A 17,099-nucleotide genomic window follows, 5' to 3' on the forward strand; every position below is an offset into this window, starting at 1 on the left:
GAAGCATTCGGCGTCAACAGCGACCTGGGCACGGCGAACGAATGTCCACCTGCGTCAAGACGTTCCTTCGGCCGCGCACGCGAAATCCTGCGGCGGACGCTCTCCGGTGGCGAGGTATTCGGTCGTGGCGTCGTTGAGGCACTTGTTCTTCTGGTAGAGGTAGGCACCGTGCCCGCCCTGGTCGGCGGTGATCATCCGGGCGCGGTGACCGAGGGCCGCACGCATCTTCTCGGCACCGGACAACGGGGTGGACGGGTCTCGGAGGTTCTGCACGATGAGCACATTCGACGGCCCGTGGCCGGTGATCTCCACCGGGGGCTCGATCGGCTCGGTCGGCCAGAACGCACACGGCCAGATGTTGGACGCGGCCGCACCCCACATCGGGTGCCGGAACCGGTCGGTTTCGACCTGACGTTGGTAGAACTCCACCGACTCCGGCCAGTTCCGGTCGTTGCAGAGCACCGCCAGCTGGGCGGCGGCGGCGTTGTCCGCAGGCTGGTCCGGAGGCGGCGGCGTGCTCGGCAGCGGTTCCACGGGCTGGCCGGTGTTGACGGCACGCCACATCTCGGCTGCCTGGGGCAGGCCCGCGTCGGTGTACATCCGCTCGAACGTGCCCTTGCGGAACTGCTTGCCGTCGAAGCCGTCCGCCATCGGTTTCGCGTCCAGCCGGGCGGCCAGTTCGTAGTACTTCAGCTTCGCCTGTTCTGGCGTGGCGCCAAGGCCGTACTCCGGATGTGCGGCGACGAACTTCGCCAGATCCGGGAACCTGTCTTCGACACCCTGACCGAACCCGCGCGAAGCCGCGGGACTACTGCCTTCGTTGCTCATCGAGCTGTCGAGCACGATCCGGTCACCGCGGTTCGGGAACATCGTGGCGTAGACCGCGCCGAGGTAAGTGCCGTAGGAGACACCGAGGTAGGAGAGCTTCCGCTCACCCAGTGCCTCGCGGACCTTGTCGATGTCACGTGCGGTGTTCGCGGTGGTCATATACGGCAGGATCGACGCCGTCGAAGAGGAGCCGCATTTCTTTGCGATCTCGACCATCCTCTTCGCGCGGTTGGCGACATCGGCCGAATCCAACGCGTATTCCGGGATGTTGGCGGTCTGTGACGTCCCCGGCGGCATGTCACAGGTCACCGGGGTGCTGTAGCCGACGCCACGCGGATCCATGCCGACCACGTCGTAGCTGTCCCGCACGCTCTGCGGCAACCCGAGATAGGTCAAGATCATCGAGTAATTCATCGCCGGGGCGCCCGGTCCGCCGGAATTGAGCAGCAGTACACCGCGGCGCTTCTCCGGTTTGGCACTGGCCATCCGCGATATCGCGATGTTGATTGTCTTGCCACCGCGGTCGTTGTAATCCAGCGGAACCTTCAGCCTCCCGCATTCCAGCGGCCCCAAAGGTGTGCCGTTGGGGCACTTCCCCCAGGTTACGGTGGCCGGCCTGTCCGGTGCCGCGTCCGCAGCCAGGCCCGGCGGGGCGAGGGGCACCACCAGGGCGGCGGCGAGAACGGCAACCACAGATCTACGCATTGAGTGCTCCTCCTCGGGGTGACGCCATCGCGCGGTCCACAGCGGACGATGGTGCGAGCCGAATGCAGCGAACACCGTGCCCCAAGGGCACAGTCAAGTCGAATCGCACACTCGAGCGCGCGCTGTCCGTTCTACCTGCCCAAGGAATCCAGTGCCGGGCGCCTGCTCGAGGTAAAGGACGGTGTCGATCCGATGCTGGAACGCCTCACCCTCACCGATGACGAACGCGCCGCCCTCGAAGGCGACCGTGACGCGCTTGCCGCACTGGCCGAGCGCCTTGCCAACGTCCCCACACCCGCCGGCCCGACACCGGAACAGCTCGGCGGCGACCGCGCCTTCGTTGCCCTGACCTCGCTTCAGGACAGCATCTTCGGGAGGCTCGAGGTCAGGGTCGATGTAGTAGATCGGCGGTGAAGCGGGGAGCCATCACCTTGTCTTCACCTGCGCGGCGGGCCCTGAGACCGATGGGACGCTGGCTGGTGAAGGACAGTTCGCCCGGCGTGCGTCGGCTTCCCATCCCTCACCGGCGATCCCGGCGTCGAGCTGGCAGCGGCACGGCCGCGGATGCGGCGGGACCGGCTCCGCGCACGGGCGGCGCCGGAGGCGCCTGGCCGAACACCAGCTCGTCATGGCGGCGGCACAGCAACCGGACCTTGTGACACCGGCGGCTGGATCAGGCCGAGGTGCGCAGGGGCGCGCTGACGTCGTGAAAGTGTTGTAGGACATAGCGGTAGGTGCGCAACAGGCCGCATTGGGCGTAGCTGATGCCGTGCTGGGCGCAGAATTTGTGCACCACAGGCTGGGCGCGGCGCAGGTTGACGCGCGGCATGCTGGGGAACAGGTGGTGTTCGATTTGGTAGTTCAATCCACCGAGTGCGACGTCGACCCACCGGCCGCCGCGGATGTTGCGGCTGGTGAGGACCTGCTTGCGGAGGAAGTCCAGTGTGCTGGCGTCGGTGTAGGTGGGCATGCCCTTGTGTCCGGGCGCGAACGAGCAGCCCATGTACACGCCCCAGACGCCTTGGTGCCCAGCGATGAACGCGATCGCCACCGGCGGCGACAGCAAGAGGAACACCGCGGCGAGGTAGACCGCGATGTGCGCGCCCAGCAGCACGGCGTCGAGGCGGCGGTCCTTGACCGCACCGCGCCACACGGCCTGGATGCTGGCCCAGTGCAGGCTCAGGCCTTCCAACAGCAGCCGGCCACCCTGCATCGGCATTTCAAGGCCGCCACCGGCATGAGCCCGCTGCAGTTCCAGAAGCACCTGCGACTCCAGGAGGCGCGGCGCCTGCTGGTGGCAGGCGACACCACGGCCGTGCACACCGCCGATGCCGTCGGCTACACCAGCGCACCCAGTTCACCCGGGAATACCGCCGCGCCTACGGCCTGCCGCCGGTGCGCGGCGGCAGGCTCACCGACAGCCGCTCCTAGTGGGCCTTTCCACGTAACGGGTCGTGCCCGACGTGGAGGAGCACCAGCGGCGGCGATCTTGCCGATCATCCAGGGACAGAGCCTGACGTTGCGCAGTGTCCTGAAGGTGGCATTGAGCAGCGAGTTTCCCCGTTCGCCCACGGGGCCGCGATCGTATGCCGTGGCAGACCGGCGAAGGAGCAAGTCTCAAGGCGACGTCGTATACGACTTTCGCACGACATCATTCGTGAGATTACGACGTCGAAATTGAGAACCTACATGCCAGTAGGGGCACCGCGCCCGCTCTCGGAAGTCACGTGATGGTCCCGCGAGTCCACGCAGGTCCAGTGGTTCGAAGTGGGCGGCCGAGAGACTGGTGACGCCGTGGTGAGATTGGACGACTCCGTGGACCAGTAGCGCTGGTGAGCTCGGCCTGGTCCACAAGAGAATCAGTGGTAGCGGCACGCAGCTGGGCTAGCAACTCGGTGAAATCGTTGTTCATGAGCGCAGATCCGAGCAGGCACCACCGACAGAACCGGCCTGCTCGGTCTGCCCGCCGAGCAGGTTCACTCCAACGTGGAGACGTTCTTCGTCTGCGACGAGGCCTCCCGAACCACCTTGCGCGCCGCATGATGCTGGGACTGCTTCTTCCGGGAGGCGCAATCAGCGGGAAGGCGGGACGAACGACCTCGGTGCCGACCGGGCCATCCCCCACGGCGACGCTCACGCGGAAATACGCCGGTGGGCGCAAGGTCTATGACATAGCTCTCAGGCACTACTCGAGCAGGGCCGGACCGAGCGCGCCCGCGTATGCGCCCGGGAAGTCCAATTCAGGACGCACGACCTCGTAGTAAGTCCACAAGGTCACGGCGAAGCCGTCACGCTCGTAGACCCGCGGCTCAACCCCAGCCTCCAGCGCCGCGACGAGGCTCGCGGTTTCACCGAGTCGCAGAGCGAATTCGACCTCAAGCGCGGCTACCTCCTGTCCCGCCGGTGCTACTCGGGCGAGACGCCACACGGCAACAGATGCAGGGCGAGCCTGTTCGAATCATGAATCACGACGACGTCGTCGACCCGCAGACGCAGCTCTCTGGCCAGTGTCGTCACCGCAGCCATCGCACGTGAAACGATCTCTACCTCCACAGGCGTAGATCCTCGCACGCGCTCGATCAATGGCACGCCAGTGGACCAGCCGAAATGTGCGCTCGGCGGCATGAGAGGGCGTTCAGCAGCGCCATGCGTCCGGCCCCAGCCGCAACGTCTGCCTGGGCTTGATCGCCGATGGGGGAAGCCTGGCCGAGCCTGCTCAGCCGGTCGTCGGAGCTGGCAGCGTGACCGTCTCGCGCAGTTCAGCGGCGGCCTGGGCCATGAGCTGGGAGAGGGTGGTGTCCGGCTCGGCCAGCCAGCGAGGCATGGCGCGCCGGTGGATCGCCAGCACCACGTCGATGATGAAGCGTGCTTTGCCGGGCTCGACGCCGCGGCGCTCGAGCGCCGGTACCAGCGCGTCGGCGATGTCGGCGAGCTTGATCAGATCGCGCTCGGCCAGTGCCGGGTTGGCGGCGATCACTCTCCCCCGGCGCAGCAGGAACTCGCGCGGGCGGAAGATCTCCTCGGCGGTTCCCAGCGCGGTCAGCAGCGCCTCGATCGGGGTGAGGTCCGGGTCGGCTGCCTCGACCTGGGCGACGAGGTGGGCCTCGAGTTCGTTGCCGGCGAAGAGGACTTCCCGCTTGTCGGGGAAGTAGCGATAGAAGGAGCGCTCCTTCAGACCGGCAGCGCCTACGATTTGCGCGACCGAGGTGCGTTCGAACCCCTGGGTCTCGAACAGCTCGAGCGCCGCGCGCTCGAGCCGGCCCTGTGCGTCGGCTTCCCATCTCGGCATACCCACCAGAGTACGACAACAGAAGCTGTTATCAGCTGGTACGGTCGATGACAACAGATGCTGTCATCACATAGGAGATCGTCATGAAGGCTCTTCAGTTCGACCGGTTCGGCTCCCCGGACGTGATCGTGCTTCGCGACGTCCCACAGCCGGAGCCCGGACCTGGTCAGATCCGGATCGCCGTGCGGGCGTGCGGCCTGACACCGGCCGACTGGCATGTCGTCGACGGTCTCCTCGCCAACCAGCTGCCACCGCTGCCGCGCGGGCTCGGCCTCGAGGTCGCGGGCACCGTCGACGCGCTCGGCGACGGCGTCACCGGCGTCCAGATCGGCGACCGCGTGTTCGGCCCGGCCACCTTCGACGGCCCGACGGCAGGCGCCGCCGAGTACGCGCTGATGCCGGCCTGGGCACACATCCCCGACGGCGTCACCGCCGAGCAGGCCGCCGCGCTGCCGATGGCGGCCGAAACGGCGCGGCGCGCGCTCGACGACCTCGGCATTCAGCCGGGTGAGCTGCTGCTCGTCCACGGCGCGGGCACCACCGTGGGTGAGGCGGCGGTGCGCTTCGCGCTGCACCAGGATATTCGGGTGATCGCCACCGCCGGACCCACTCGGACCGCCGCTCTGGAAGAGATCGGCGCCCAGGTGACCACCTACGGCGAGGGCACGGCCGTACGCGTCAGCGCACTGGCCGGAGGCCGTGTCGACCGCGCCCTGGACGCGACTCCGACCGGCGGGCGGATCGACCGCGCCGACCAGCCCAGCCCGGCCGGTGGCTCGCTGCCGATTCTGATCGAGCTGACCGGCGACCCCGACCGCGTCCTCACCCTCTCGGACTTCGCCGCGGCGGCCGACCTGGGAGTCCGGATCACCACCGAGATCCGCTACGACCAGATGGACGAGTTCGCCCGGCTCGCCGGCGAAGGCATCCTGGTCGTACCGGTCGCCCGCACCTACACACTCGACCAGATCCGGGAAGCGGCCAAGCTCAGCCAATCCCGCCGACCCGGCGGCAAACTCATGCTCGTCCTGTGATCACCTTGCCGCCTGGCCAGGCGATCCCGTTGCCGAACAAGTACTGAGACCCGAACACCCCTATAGCCAAGTCAAACCGCTCGAACCATCCATGTGAGCAGCGGCGGCGATGACCAATTCCAACTCCCGCCCTCGGCATGAGCGCGCGACATGCGGCATGACCGGACATGTCGCGGCGTCTCGGTCAGGCGGCCACGCACATCGCGGAGTTGGTAGACAGGACGGGTGAACTCCTTCTACCACCTGTGCTTCGTCGTTCAGGACATCGGACGGGCGACCGAAGACCTCACCCGCACTCTGGGCGTGACCTGGAGTCCAGTCCGCGCGGGCACCCTCGGGGACTGGGACTACCGCATCGTGTTCTCCGTCAAGGGGCCGCCGTTCTTCGAAGTGATTCAGGGCCCCGTCGGTAGTCCGTGGGATGCGACCGACGGTTCCCGCTTCGACCACATCGGCTACTGGTCCAAGGACGTCACGGCGGACAAACAGCGCCTGGTGACTCGAGGCGCACCGATCGAGTTCGACTCGTGCCCTTACGGTCGCTCCTTCACCTACCACCGTCTCGACAGCATCGGAGCCCGGATCGAATTGGTGGACCTCGCGGTCCAGCCGGGGTTCTGCGACACCTGGGCCCAGGACATAGCGGCGATGCCGGCGCTCGACCTCGACGATCCAACCGCCGGACCGTGACGGTCACTGTCACGTCGAACATCCGGCACGTGCGCTCAGACACTGGGTCAGCGGCAGAAGAGTGCGTTGATTCTGGCCGGCGAGCCTCTGGATGATCATCGGGGCGCCGCACTCACCCCGCACCACCAACCAACAGCCGGTATGAGTCCAGGTCCATACCGTCCATAGCCAGCAGGTCAGTGTGCCGACGATGCCAACGGCCAGTGGTCAGATCGGACCGCAGCCGTTCCGGCGCTGGCTCCAGCGCCTGTTGGTCGAGCAGCGCGATGCCAGACATCGCGGCGTGTCGGCGTACGCCTGAATGTGCTCACCCCGTAAAGGTGAACGCGCTCAGGTGGCGATGCGCTGGCCATATGCCTCACTAGTCCACTATGGACGGTGCAGGGTGTCGGGCAGGAGACGCGAGCCCGTCGGAGATCACCAGCTCAGGGGCGGCCCTGAGCTGACCGTGACGCGGAATCGGGCGATGGTTGTGCCATCGGGGTCAGCGCACGGTGATGACTAGTTTGCCTGTGGTGTGGCCGGTCTCTCCGAGGGCGTGGGCCCGGGCGCCTTCGGCGAGGGGGAAGGTGCCGGAGACGTAGGCGCGGAGCTTTCCCCGGTCGGCGAGTCTGGCAACAGCGCGGATTCCGGCCTGGTCGTGCTCGACGAGCAGGGTGACGGCGCGGACCTGCGCCTTCTCCGCGGCGGCCTGGGTGTCTTCGGCGTACGGCGCCAGGGACATCAGGACCCCACCGGGACGGAGCACGCCCACCGAACGGGTCGCGGTTGCCCCGCCGAGGGCGTCGAGGACGACGTCGTACCGCTGTTCGGTGTCGGTGAAGTCCTCAGTGCGGTAGTCGATGCAGGCATCCGCGCCGATCTCGCGCAGGAAGTCGTGTTTGGCGGCGCTCGCGGTCCCGGTGACATGCGCGCCGCGCTCCTTGGCGATCTGCACCGCGAGATGACCGACGCCGCCGGCTGCGGCGTGGATCAGCACCCGTTGCCCCGCCCGCAGGTCCGCGGTGTCGACGAGAGCCTGCCAGGCGGTGAGTGCGGCCAAAGGCAGAGCGGCGGCCTGGACGTGGTCGATCCCGGCGGGCTTGGCCGCGAAGGCGCGGGTGGGACCTGTCACGTACTCCGCGTGGGAACCGGCGCCGTAGGGGTACGGCAGCATGCCGAACACCTCGTCACCGGGCCGGAACAGGGTGACGCCGACGCCGGTCTCCACCACGGTGCCGGAGACGTCCCACCCCAGGGTCATCGGCGGTGGCGGCAGGAAGATGTGGTGAGCGCGGTGTTTGAAGTCCGTGGGGTTGAGTCCGGCCGCGTGCACGGCGACCAGGATCTCTCCCGGGCCGGGCGCGGGCCGCGTAAGCTCGGTCAGCCGCAGGACGTCGGGGCCACCAAGGGCGGTTTGGTGCAGGGCGAGCATTATCGGGGTGCCCGTGGAGCCGGAGTGTTCCGCGGTTTCGGTCGAGGTCATGTGGTCATCCTGGCCGGACGCCCGATCCACGACGATGGCAAGAAGGTCATCTTCCGATATGTTCTTGCCATGCCCCCCGACTCTGCCGTCCCCCGCGCCGCGTCGTCCCGGGCCCGTGACCTCGCCGACCGCGCGACCGAACTCGACCGCCGGATGCGCCGCCGCCCGCGGCCGGACGCACACAAGGTCGTCGTCCTTGTCCTCGACGGCGTCTACCCCTTCGAACTCGGCATCCCGCACCGAGTTCTGGGATCAGCCGGTGGCCGCTACGAGGTACTGTCCGCGAGCGTGGACGGACAGCCCGTACGCACCGACGCGGACCTGACCGTCACCCCCGGACACGGTCCCGAGGTACTGCCCGAGGCGGACACCCTCGTCATCCCGCCGTACGCGATCTTCCCGGCCTCGGCCGCCTCCCCGGACCCGCGGGCCGTCGCAGCCCTGTCCCGCGTGCGCCCTGGCGCCCGTTTGGTGTCCATCTGCACCGGTGCCTTCCTGCTGGCCGCGGTTGGTCTGCTGGACGGGCGGCGGGCCACCACCCACTGGGCGCTGGCCGACTACTTCCGGGAACTGTTCCCGCAGGTCGAGCTCGATGCCGACGTGCTGTTCGTCGACCACGGCGACGTGCTGACCTCAGCCGGGGCGGCGAGCGGGGTCGACGTTTGCCTGCACCTGGTGCGCCAGGACCACGGCAGCGAGGTGGCCAACCAGGTCGCCCGCCAGTGCGTCGTGCCGCCGTACCGGGACGGCGGTCAGGCGCAGTACATCGAAAAGCCCGTGCCGTCGGCGAGCACGACCGGCACCGGGCCGACGCGTGACTGGGCGCTGCAGCGCCTCGAATCGCCACTGTCGCTGGACGAACTGGCCACCCACGCGGCGATGAGCACCCGTACCTTCGCCCGGCGCTTCCGCGAGGAAACCGGCATGAGTCCCGGTCGCTGGCTGACCCAGCACCGGCTGCGGCGGGCGCGGCACCTGCTGGAGTCCAGCGACCTCCCGGTGGATCGAGTCGCCCACGAGGTCGGCTTCGCCACCGCCACCTCGCTACGTCGACACCTGGCGGCGGAAGCGGGGGTCGCCCCGTCGACCTACCGGCACACCTTCCGCGCGTCGGACGCGGCGAGGTAGAACCAAGCTCAGCACCCGCAACACCGACCGATCACGGCCGCAGGAGCACTTTCGCGCTCCCACGGCTGAACACGTTTGCCTGTCCGTACCTGCACGCTTCTCTCCGCGCGCCGACACAGCGCGAACCCGCACCAGCCAAAACCGCGCGAACACCGGCTGATTTCAGGTCAGCGCCACCAGCCGGCATGGCCCTAACCGGGCCTGGGACAACGGCAGTAACGGGTGTACGACGAACGCTCGCCCATCGGCATGTGAGGAGACGGACAACCGCGGCCGCGCTTTAACCACCGCACCAGCAAGCGTTTCATGATCCGATCCATGACGGCGGCCCTGACCGGCGGCTATCCGCCGAATGGACCGGTCTTGCGGGGCTGGTCTCGCCCTATGACGCCTGCCGCGCTGGAGAAACTGTGTTCGGACTTCCCCGGTTCCCGCCAAGAGTTCCCGTTCGCCGAGAACACCAGTGTCTTCAAGGTGGCGGGGAAATCTTCGCGCTCACCCCGTTGTCGGCGAAGCCGTTGCGGGTGAGCCTCAAAAGCGACCCCGATCTCGCGGTCCAGTTCCGCACGGCCCATCCGGCGATCAACGCCGGTTACCACCTGAACAAACGACATTGGAACACCGTTGTCCTGGACCGATCGGTACCGGACGAGCTGGTCCGGGAGACGATCGAGAATTCCTACGACTTCGTGGTCGCTCAGCTTTCCAAGCGGGAGAAAGAGAAACTGAAGTGGATCGCGCTGTCCAGCGAGCGAACGAAATAAGCTTCCGGGTACAGGTACGCACGAGAAGTGGTGCTTCCACTGGCAAATCAAGTGGTCAGGTGCCGACCATGACCGTACGGTGAGCCCATGTACGCCGGGCTCACGCAGCGCATCGAGGCGAACCTCGCCGAACATGCCTGTCATCTGCATCGCCACACCGAAGGCATGACTGTCACGGAAACCGACGATGTGGTGATCGCCGACAGCGGTATCGAAGGCGATGTCAGCACCGGTGCCGACACCTTCAACATCGTCGCGAATGCTCGTTTCGCGCCGGACGAAAGGGAAAACCGCCTCTCCTTCATAGCGTTCAAGCTGCGTCTGACCGGCCGCGCCTTCTCATGGTGGGCAGGCCCGAATTCCGCGGACCTGCCGTTCGACTACGTCGAGCTGGCTGCAGGGGAGAGGGAAGCCGCGATGTGGGCCCACACTGCGGAAGTCCCCGCCGGAGGCTCGCACCCGGGCCTGGAGATCCGCCGGGTCCGCACACCCAAGGAACTCGCCAGCTACGCCCAAATCCTGGCAGCCAACTGGAACCCACCCGCCGCCGCCGTGATCGAGTTCTACGACCGTGTGGCCCCGTCCGCCCTCGCCGAGGACAGCCCGGCGCACTATCTGATCGGTTACCACCACGGCGAGCCGGTGTGCTCAGGCGAAACGTTCCTGCACGCCAAGGTCGCCGGTATCTACAACATCTCCACCCTGGCCGCCTTCCGCCGCCGGGGATTCGGCGGCGTCATGACCTTGGCCGCAGTGGACAGCGCTCGCGCCACCGGATACGACACCGTGGCGCTTCAAGCGTCCGCCGAGGGCGAGCCGATGTACCGTAAGCTCGGTTTCCGTGCCGGCGGCTGGTTCACCGAGTACCCCGTCTCGATCGTTCCGTTGGAGAACCGCGGCTTCACCACGCGGGAGCAGCTGATCTCCGTTGGCTTCGAATACGTCCACGTGGAAAACGAGCGCTACGACGGCCCGCAAGCCGGTGTCGCCGACATCTCCGGCGTTCCGCACTATTTCATCAGGCTGAACTGCTTCTTCGAGGACGGCGACGAGTTCTCCGTCTGGCCGATCGACGACGAGAGTCTCGCCCTCGAACAGGAAGCCTGGCGCGTCTGGGTGAAGGCATGGGATGCGGGGGACCATATGCCCGCGCGCCTCGATGAACTGGAAGCCCTGCTGAAGGCTCGCCGTAGCACGCCGCCCGCCACCGCGCGGACGATGTTCGCGCAATGGCGTTATGACGAACGCGAGGAGCGCCACGACGACAACGGCCCCACCTACCTGATGCGCTGGCGCTAGTACTGCGGGACGAAGGCTTCGGCCGTTGAGCGGCTGGGCGACGGGGCGTTGCCGCTGGTGAACTGTAACCCTGCGGCCCGCTCGTAAGCCGCATCCCAAACGACCCTCAGGACGAAACCCGGCGGCATCGAAAAACACTCGCTCATCGGCATGACAGGACGTTGGCAGGATGCGGACAGCAGCGCCGGAACCGCGTGCCGGAGGGCTAGCCTGCGCTCGTGGAGCGACAGGGGCAGCAGCAGTGGTTTCCGGATTTCCCGTCCCAGCCCGGTTACCCGGCGCCTTCGCCGAAACGGCGTCGCACGGGGATGATCGCCGGGATCACCGTCGGCGTGCTGGTGGTGATCGCTGGTCTGGTGGCCGGGCTGCTGGTGTTCCTGAACAGCAAGGACGACAGCGCTGCCTCATCCTGGCCTATCAGCGAGAGCAGTACCTCCCGAACCCCGCCGGCGCCCGGCTGGAAGACGCTGGACCTCGGGCTGGGCGTGTTCGTCGAGGTGCCACCCACCTGGCAGCCGGTCGATGGAACCTACATCCCGGACGTTCGAACCCGAGGCGCGCGGTACAAACCGGGCTACTGCGCAGCGAATCCGAAAGCCATCCTCGGCCAGCTTTACCTCGACCGGGCGCGTACCACCGATCCGATGGCGGCCGCGGCGGACGCGTTGATGTATCGGGGAACGCGGGCTTTCCGCAGCGGCGGTCAGGTGTCTTCCGGCCCTGTCGGACGCCGCCCGGACGGCGGGGCGCAGGTGCAGGGCACGGTCACCCCGCACGGCAGGGACGACTGCGACCCGCCGTCGACCACCTACCGGGTGGTCGCCTTGCCCACCGCGCAGGGGACGCTGCTGGTCGTGGTGTGGGGTGACCTGCAGATGCCGGACTCGCCTGCCGAAGACGATCTCACCAGGATCGCGGACAGCGCGCGCCTCGGGTGACCGGGCTCCGCTTTTCCCTTCAAGAGAACGACTCAAAACGCTCACGCACATCCCGATGACCGTCCACAAGGGACACGAGGCAGGGAACCGCCCAACGTGCGCTTCGCGGCATGAGAGTGCGTTCGCCGGTCGCTCACTGTCGGTGTCCACTGACAGATTGTCAGCGGTCTGTCTCGCCAGGTGCCTGCTACGGTTCTGATCACCTCGTCCACCCTGTGCAGGGAGGTCTGCCGGCGATGCCTGACTACCCGGTCTCCATCAAAGGCGTCGTCGTGCGCGCGGGCCGCGTGCTGCTCCTGCACAACGAACGCGACGAATGGGAACTGCCCGGCGGCCGCGTCGAACTCGGCGAGACCCCCGAGCGATGCGTTGCCCGCGAGATCCACAAGGAGACGCGGATCAGCGTCGACGTCGTGGAGATCCTCGATTCGTGGATGTACCACATCGCCGTGGCGAAGAAGAACGTGTTCATCGTGACCTACGGCTGCCGTGCCACCACCGACGAGGTCCCGGGCCTGGTCATGCCGGACGGCTACAAACGTTCGATCGCGGCCTGGTTTCACCGGCTCGCCGCGGACAGTGCGGTCGGGTAGGTCTGTTGTGGACCAGCGGTGCGAACGCTGCGGACACCGCCTCAGCGGCGTCGAAACTTCGGCAGTGTGTCCGGCCTGCCGCAGCGGCATCGCTTCCCTCATCACCGCACCGTCCCGGCTCGCTCCGGCAGTGTGGATGTGGTCCGATCCCGCCGCAGCCACGGCGTTCGCCTCCCGAGACTTGCCGACCAACCTGCGCGCCTACCGCGCCATTAACGACCTGTCCCAACAGGAACTCGCCCAGCTGCTGGACTACGACAAGTCGTACATCGCGATGATCGAGACAGGGAAGCGGTCCTTCGACGGGGTCCGCGCCAGACAGCACCTGGCGCACCGTCTCGGCCTGCCGTACCACCTTCTCGGCGTCACCGACCCCGACGACGCCGACTTCGCCGCGCTCGTCCAGTTCGGCGACAGCGTCATCCGGCTGGCCGACATCGCCCGGCAAGCCGGCCGCGCCGTCGATGCCGTGAACGAGCTGTGGCCCCTGGTAGCGCGGCTCGAAGCACGCGCCGCGGAAGGCCGCCTCGATCCCCACACCCTCCGGCTGCTGGCCCACGGTCGCCTATCTCTGGGTGTATCTCTGGGCACGGTCCTGCCCGAGGAACGCCTCACCGGCGCCGCTGTCTGGACCGGCAAAGCGCTCCTGCTCGCCCGCCATCTCGACGACCCTGCCTTTCTGGGGCACACCCTGCGCATGCACGGCAACGAACTCCGCAAAGCCGAACGGCTTCCCGCCGCCATCGCCCGCCTCGACCACGCCACCGCCATCGCCACCACACCCGAAGACTGCGGCACCGCATTCGCGCTGCTCGCCCGCGCGGCCGGCGAGGCGCGCCACGAACCACGTTTCACTGCCGCGATCACCGAGTGCCGCCGCGTACTCGACGACACCGCGCACCACGATGGCATGCTGCTGAACCCATTCTCGCTACGCGAAATCCACGCCCGCGGCCTGCTGGCCCTCGACCGTCCCACCGACGCCTTGCACGTCCTGTCCCGACCCGCAGCAGCCGACGCTGCCGCACCACAATGGCAGGTCATCGAACACGTCACCCACGGCGAGACCCTGGCCGCCATGGGAGACCACGCCGGCGCGACCGAAGTACTCAACGACGCGCTCCACGCCGCTGAACAACGACGGCTCCCGCATCAACTCCAACGGGTCCTCCGAGCTGCTAATAGCCACGGTCTTCACACGGTCGCCGCGCACGGACACAGCGCTCTGCAAAGGCTGCGTGCCTTGCTCGCCCCCACAACTTGAGCTGAACGACCCCTCTGCCGACCGAACTACGGTTCGGATCCGAGGCAGTCGCAGTTCCGATCCTCGGATCCAGTTGAAACATGACCTACTCGATCTCATTGCTCACCACCGGTGCCCGGCACTCCGCCCGCGGCGTCCAGGGCGACGTCAACGAGCAGGTCAGTAGGGCCCGGTCGTCCCAGTTCGCGTACACGAACGGCCATGCCGCGGCCGCGGCCGCGGCACCCTGCTCGGCGAGATGCCGCGTGTTGCGGACCCGCTCGCCACCGGACGAGGACGCCAACCGAACGACCACCTTCGCCGTCCCTTAGCTCGGTCACCTGGGCGATGGTCACCGCCCGCTCTGGGAAATCACCACATCGGCTAGCGCAAACACATCTGGCAGCTCGAGCCCGAAGCAACCGACCGGTAGATATCCGGATGGCGGGGCCCGCAGGTAGCGCGGACGCGTGTTCTCGCCGAGCGTCCAGGGAGGCGGTTCCGCACTGGTGCACGACGTTGGCCTGCCTGGCGTTGGCCTGCTTGAGCCGCCACGGAGTGTTCTCCGAGACGAGCTCGTTGATCTGCCTGGCGCCCACACTCGTCGCCGGTGACATTCGCCCTTTTCTCCGCGGCCGCAGATGGTAAGCGAGGTGAGCCATTCACGCTGTATATTAACCGGTTTCTGGTGGCGGTGATGGCCTAGTCGACGGTGGAGGTCAGTAGGCCTCGGTGTGCCACTCGTGTGGCACCCGTGGCACTCTGGGCTGGAGGTCGCCTGCCCGGTTTGCTCAACTTGTGTCCCAGCTGAGGTCCTGAATCTGGAGGCGCCAGCACAGCAAGATCCGTATCGCGGTTGTGCCGCTACGGTGACGGCGTTGTGGTGATGGGAGCGGATCACGTGGAATCTCTGTGGACGACACTTGGCGTGGTGGCCGTAGTGGTGGTCGCCGTCCTCGTTGTGGTCGCGCTATTCCTTGTGGTCAAGCTGGTGCGGAAGCACCGTGAGGTCCATCAGCCGGGCACGCCGGTGCCGACCAAGGTCGCCTACTGGGTTTCCCTGGCCTACACGGTGTTCCCGTTCGACTTGTTGCCCGACCCGGTGTACTTCGACGACATCGTGGTCCTATCCAGCGGGCTGATCTTCGTCAGCAGGTCGCTTACCAAGAAGGCGCGTGACGACCGCCGGGCGGACTGAGCACGGCCGGTCCCTCGGCCCGCCGACGCCGCGGGCTGTGTTCGTCGCGTGCTGCGATTCCACGTTGTGGCCGTATAGCCCGCCGGTTCCGTCGAGGGCCTGAAACGACCCGGGGTGGTCCCGGGACCAGGCGGTGAGACCTCGTGTGCGTCGTCACCGTCATCTGCTCGCGGCCGGTCTTCCGATGGATCGAGTCGCGTTGGTCGGCATGGCCGGCCTGGTATCCGAACGCCCGGACAACGGCCGGTTCTGTGGCGGTGAGTTGCGCTGTTCGCCGGTCACGGTGGCGCTATTGTTCCCGTTTACTGGTCAGGACGTGTGCGACGTGGCGACGTGGCCGTTGATGATGAGGGTGAGACGTGGTCAGAGAGAGTCGGAACGCCCCCACCACCAAAGGTCACTGGAACTATCTCTGGTACTACGGCGACTGCCTGTGCCCGCGGCTCACCCCCGAGGCTCGTGTACTCGCCGACCCCGTGCTCGGTTTCCGCTTGGGGATGCCCCTTGAGGCAGCTCCGGCACCAGCAGCCACCCGGACGAGCACCACCCCACCCGGGCGACACACCGGCATCACTGGGGTCAATCACGTCCGCCGGGACAACAACACCGCACTCCGACCCGATACCCCACCGGCTCGACCGCCACCTGGAACGAGACCTTCACGTTCACCGCCGCCCCGTACGACGTCCTGCAACTCGCGGTCACGCCGAGGACTCCCAGGTCCTGGGCACCGAGGTCGTACCCGTCTGGATACACGGCGGGATCCCGTCCCAGAACGGTTGGACGCCGGGTGTCTCCGGGGTGAACGTCTCCTCCGCCACCGCGGCCCGATCGCCGTAGCGAGCGCATAAGGCGCCGCTGACATGCGAGTCCTCACCCTGGCGGCCGGTGGCCGCACCGGGAAGTGCCCAACCCGGCCTGCTCCAAACCAGGACGGCCCAGCGATGGTCAGTGGATCTCTTGTGGAGGGAGACGATCGTGCCTACGGTCGCGGTGAGGTCGGCCCTGCGGCACTCAGCGTCGAGCACCGGCTGTGGATGCGCACGTCCCGTGGTGGCGCAGGTGTTCGTGTCCGTTCGGAAAACGACCATTCGCCGGTGTCTTGACTAGAATTCCCGCTGGCTGCAGTTCCCGCCGGCCCCGCGTTCTATTGCTTGTTGCAGAGGTTGCCGTTAGTCGGAATGAGCAGTGCTAGCACGTCGATGCTGTTCGCGCAGAGATTGACCGGGACGTTGACTGCACCTGGACGGCATTGCCTGACAGGAGTCCGGGCGAGCCGATCTCCGCTCCATTCGGAGTGTTCTCACCTGCAGAAGCTGTTGATCGACCGGCAACGGCATCGAGAGGGCGGGTTCCGCGGCGGCCGCGGTCGCGATGAAGCCACCGAACGCGGCAGCGCCGGTGGTCAGGACGGTGACGATACGTCGAGCGGAGCCCATAATATTTCGCGCGTTGCGTAGCGGATCAGTCACAGCCGAGTTACCCGATGTCACACTCCATCCACATGATCGGCCCATTTGGAGTAGTGGCCTAGCAAGCGTCGGCCACCGTGGGACTCAACGCCGTGGAAGCCACAAGCACAATCATTTGCCGCTCGGGACACGATTGTGGTCACCAGTCGGCCAAGAGAGTTGTCACCAGGTGCCGCCGCGCCCAACGTCGATGACGGTTTCACGGTGGGAACACCACCAGGGGGACACCGTCGGCAGCTGGGACGGGGTGTTATGTCAGCCACCACCGGTGCAGTTGCCATATCCGAACGCGCGCTATTCGCCGGTGGTTAGCCGCGTCGCCGGACTCGGTCAGCGCAATGCATGAGACGGCCGGTGGCCCGGTGACGCGCGGTGCCGGAACGGCTACCATGCCGGGTGTTCCTGACGATCGGCGAGGAGAGCCACTTCCGATGTCCTCCCACAGTGCAGCAC

General features: G+C 67.1%; 17 protein-coding genes and 2 pseudogenes. 11 read left to right on the plus strand and 8 right to left on the minus strand.

What is annotated here, in order from left to right:
- Nucleotides 1–54 precede the first annotated feature (54 nt).
- A complete protein-coding gene (locus tag ACM6LU_RS36910) occupies nucleotides 55–1,533 on the minus strand; it encodes an alpha/beta hydrolase (RefSeq protein WP_414942505.1) in 1,479 nt (492 codons plus the stop codon).
- 192 nt (nucleotides 1,534–1,725) lie between these two features.
- On the opposite strand from ACM6LU_RS36910, the gene ACM6LU_RS36915 reads away from it, so the two are divergent.
- Nucleotides 1,726–1,947 carry a hypothetical protein gene (locus tag ACM6LU_RS36915; RefSeq protein ID WP_414942506.1) on the plus strand — a complete coding sequence of 74 codons (222 nt, stop codon included), beginning with the start codon at nucleotides 1,726–1,728 and terminating at the stop codon, nucleotides 1,945–1,947.
- Nucleotides 1,948–2,206: 259 nt separating this feature from the next.
- On the opposite strand, the pseudogene ACM6LU_RS36920 reads toward ACM6LU_RS36915, so the two are convergent.
- Nucleotides 2,207–2,731 (minus strand): annotated as a pseudogene (locus tag ACM6LU_RS36920) (fatty acid desaturase family protein); the annotation flags it as partial.
- Nucleotides 2,732–2,770: 39 nt separating this feature from the next.
- On the opposite strand from ACM6LU_RS36920, the gene ACM6LU_RS36925 reads away from it, so the two are divergent.
- Nucleotides 2,771–3,214, plus strand: a complete 444-nt coding sequence (locus tag ACM6LU_RS36925; RefSeq protein ID WP_414942507.1) for a hypothetical protein — start codon at nucleotides 2,771–2,773, stop codon at nucleotides 3,212–3,214.
- 504 nt (nucleotides 3,215–3,718) lie between these two features.
- Here the strand turns inward: ACM6LU_RS36925 and ACM6LU_RS36930 are convergent.
- Both ACM6LU_RS36930 and ACM6LU_RS36935 read right to left on the minus strand, forming a co-directional pair.
- Nucleotides 3,719–3,961 carry a hypothetical protein gene (locus tag ACM6LU_RS36930; RefSeq protein ID WP_414942508.1) on the minus strand — a complete coding sequence of 81 codons (243 nt, stop codon included), beginning with the start codon at nucleotides 3,959–3,961 and terminating at the stop codon, nucleotides 3,719–3,721.
- Between the two features lie 288 nt (nucleotides 3,962–4,249).
- Nucleotides 4,250–4,822, minus strand: a complete 573-nt coding sequence (locus ACM6LU_RS36935; RefSeq protein WP_414942509.1) for a TetR/AcrR family transcriptional regulator — start codon at nucleotides 4,820–4,822, stop codon at nucleotides 4,250–4,252.
- Nucleotides 4,823–4,905: 83 nt separating this feature from the next.
- Here ACM6LU_RS36935 and ACM6LU_RS36940 point away from each other — a divergent pair, with 83 nt between their 5' ends.
- Both ACM6LU_RS36940 and ACM6LU_RS36945 read left to right on the plus strand, forming a co-directional pair.
- Entirely contained in the window at nucleotides 4,906–5,856 is a 951-nt protein-coding gene (locus tag ACM6LU_RS36940; RefSeq protein WP_414942510.1) for an NADP-dependent oxidoreductase, read from the plus strand.
- A gap of 225 nt (nucleotides 5,857–6,081) precedes the next feature.
- Entirely contained in the window at nucleotides 6,082–6,546 is a 465-nt protein-coding gene (locus ACM6LU_RS36945) for a VOC family protein (RefSeq protein WP_414942511.1), read from the plus strand.
- A 484-nt stretch (nucleotides 6,547–7,030) separates the two neighbouring features.
- Here ACM6LU_RS36945 and ACM6LU_RS36950 read toward each other — a convergent pair whose 3' ends face one another.
- The gene (locus tag ACM6LU_RS36950; protein WP_414942521.1) at nucleotides 7,031–7,960 is read right to left on the minus strand and encodes an NADP-dependent oxidoreductase; all 930 of its coding nucleotides are present in this window, start codon (nucleotides 7,958–7,960) and stop codon (nucleotides 7,031–7,033) included.
- A 120-nt stretch (nucleotides 7,961–8,080) separates the two neighbouring features.
- Between ACM6LU_RS36950 and ACM6LU_RS36955 the strand changes: the two genes are divergently transcribed.
- From ACM6LU_RS36955 to ACM6LU_RS36980, 6 genes are all read left to right on the plus strand, one after another.
- Nucleotides 8,081–9,139 (plus strand): GlxA family transcriptional regulator, encoded by a 1,059-nt coding sequence (locus ACM6LU_RS36955; protein ID WP_414942512.1) that lies wholly within the window; start codon nucleotides 8,081–8,083, stop codon nucleotides 9,137–9,139.
- Between the two features lie 410 nt (nucleotides 9,140–9,549).
- Complete coding sequence (locus ACM6LU_RS36960) at nucleotides 9,550–9,903, plus strand: MmcQ/YjbR family DNA-binding protein (RefSeq protein WP_414942513.1); 354 nt, start codon at nucleotides 9,550–9,552, stop codon at nucleotides 9,901–9,903.
- Between the two features lie 87 nt (nucleotides 9,904–9,990).
- Complete coding sequence (locus tag ACM6LU_RS36965) at nucleotides 9,991–11,202, plus strand: GNAT family N-acetyltransferase (RefSeq protein WP_414942514.1); 1,212 nt, start codon at nucleotides 9,991–9,993, stop codon at nucleotides 11,200–11,202.
- A 218-nt stretch (nucleotides 11,203–11,420) separates the two neighbouring features.
- Complete coding sequence (locus ACM6LU_RS36970; protein ID WP_414942515.1) at nucleotides 11,421–12,140, plus strand: hypothetical protein; 720 nt, start codon at nucleotides 11,421–11,423, stop codon at nucleotides 12,138–12,140.
- A 236-nt stretch (nucleotides 12,141–12,376) separates the two neighbouring features.
- Nucleotides 12,377–12,733 (plus strand): NUDIX hydrolase, encoded by a 357-nt coding sequence (locus ACM6LU_RS36975; RefSeq protein ID WP_414942516.1) that lies wholly within the window; start codon nucleotides 12,377–12,379, stop codon nucleotides 12,731–12,733.
- A gap of 181 nt (nucleotides 12,734–12,914) precedes the next feature.
- The gene (locus tag ACM6LU_RS36980) at nucleotides 12,915–13,997 is read left to right on the plus strand and encodes a helix-turn-helix transcriptional regulator (RefSeq protein ID WP_414942517.1); all 1,083 of its coding nucleotides are present in this window, start codon (nucleotides 12,915–12,917) and stop codon (nucleotides 13,995–13,997) included.
- Between the two features lie 85 nt (nucleotides 13,998–14,082).
- Here the strand turns inward: ACM6LU_RS36980 and ACM6LU_RS36985 are convergent, their stop codons facing one another.
- Nucleotides 14,083–14,292 (minus strand): hypothetical protein, encoded by a 210-nt coding sequence (locus tag ACM6LU_RS36985; RefSeq protein WP_414942518.1) that lies wholly within the window; start codon nucleotides 14,290–14,292, stop codon nucleotides 14,083–14,085.
- Nucleotides 14,293–14,907: 615 nt separating this feature from the next.
- Between ACM6LU_RS36985 and ACM6LU_RS36990 the strand changes: the two genes are divergently transcribed.
- On the plus strand, nucleotides 14,908–15,174 hold the full coding sequence (locus ACM6LU_RS36990) for a YkvA family protein (protein ID WP_414942519.1): 267 nt from the start codon (nucleotides 14,908–14,910) through the stop codon (nucleotides 15,172–15,174).
- Between the two features lie 701 nt (nucleotides 15,175–15,875).
- On the opposite strand, the gene ACM6LU_RS36995 is transcribed toward ACM6LU_RS36990, so the two are convergent.
- Together ACM6LU_RS36995 and ACM6LU_RS37000 are read right to left on the minus strand one after the other, a co-directional pair.
- The gene (locus ACM6LU_RS36995) at nucleotides 15,876–16,202 is read right to left on the minus strand and encodes a hypothetical protein (RefSeq protein ID WP_414942520.1); all 327 of its coding nucleotides are present in this window, start codon (nucleotides 16,200–16,202) and stop codon (nucleotides 15,876–15,878) included.
- A 119-nt stretch (nucleotides 16,203–16,321) separates the two neighbouring features.
- Nucleotides 16,322–16,473, minus strand: a pseudogene (locus tag ACM6LU_RS37000) (chaplin family protein); the annotation flags it as partial.
- Nucleotides 16,474–17,099: the final 626 nt, after the last annotated feature.

It is taken from the genome of Amycolatopsis sp. cmx-11-51 (genome assembly GCF_047608665.1).
Taxonomy (GTDB): domain Bacteria; phylum Actinomycetota; class Actinomycetes; order Mycobacteriales; family Pseudonocardiaceae; genus Amycolatopsis.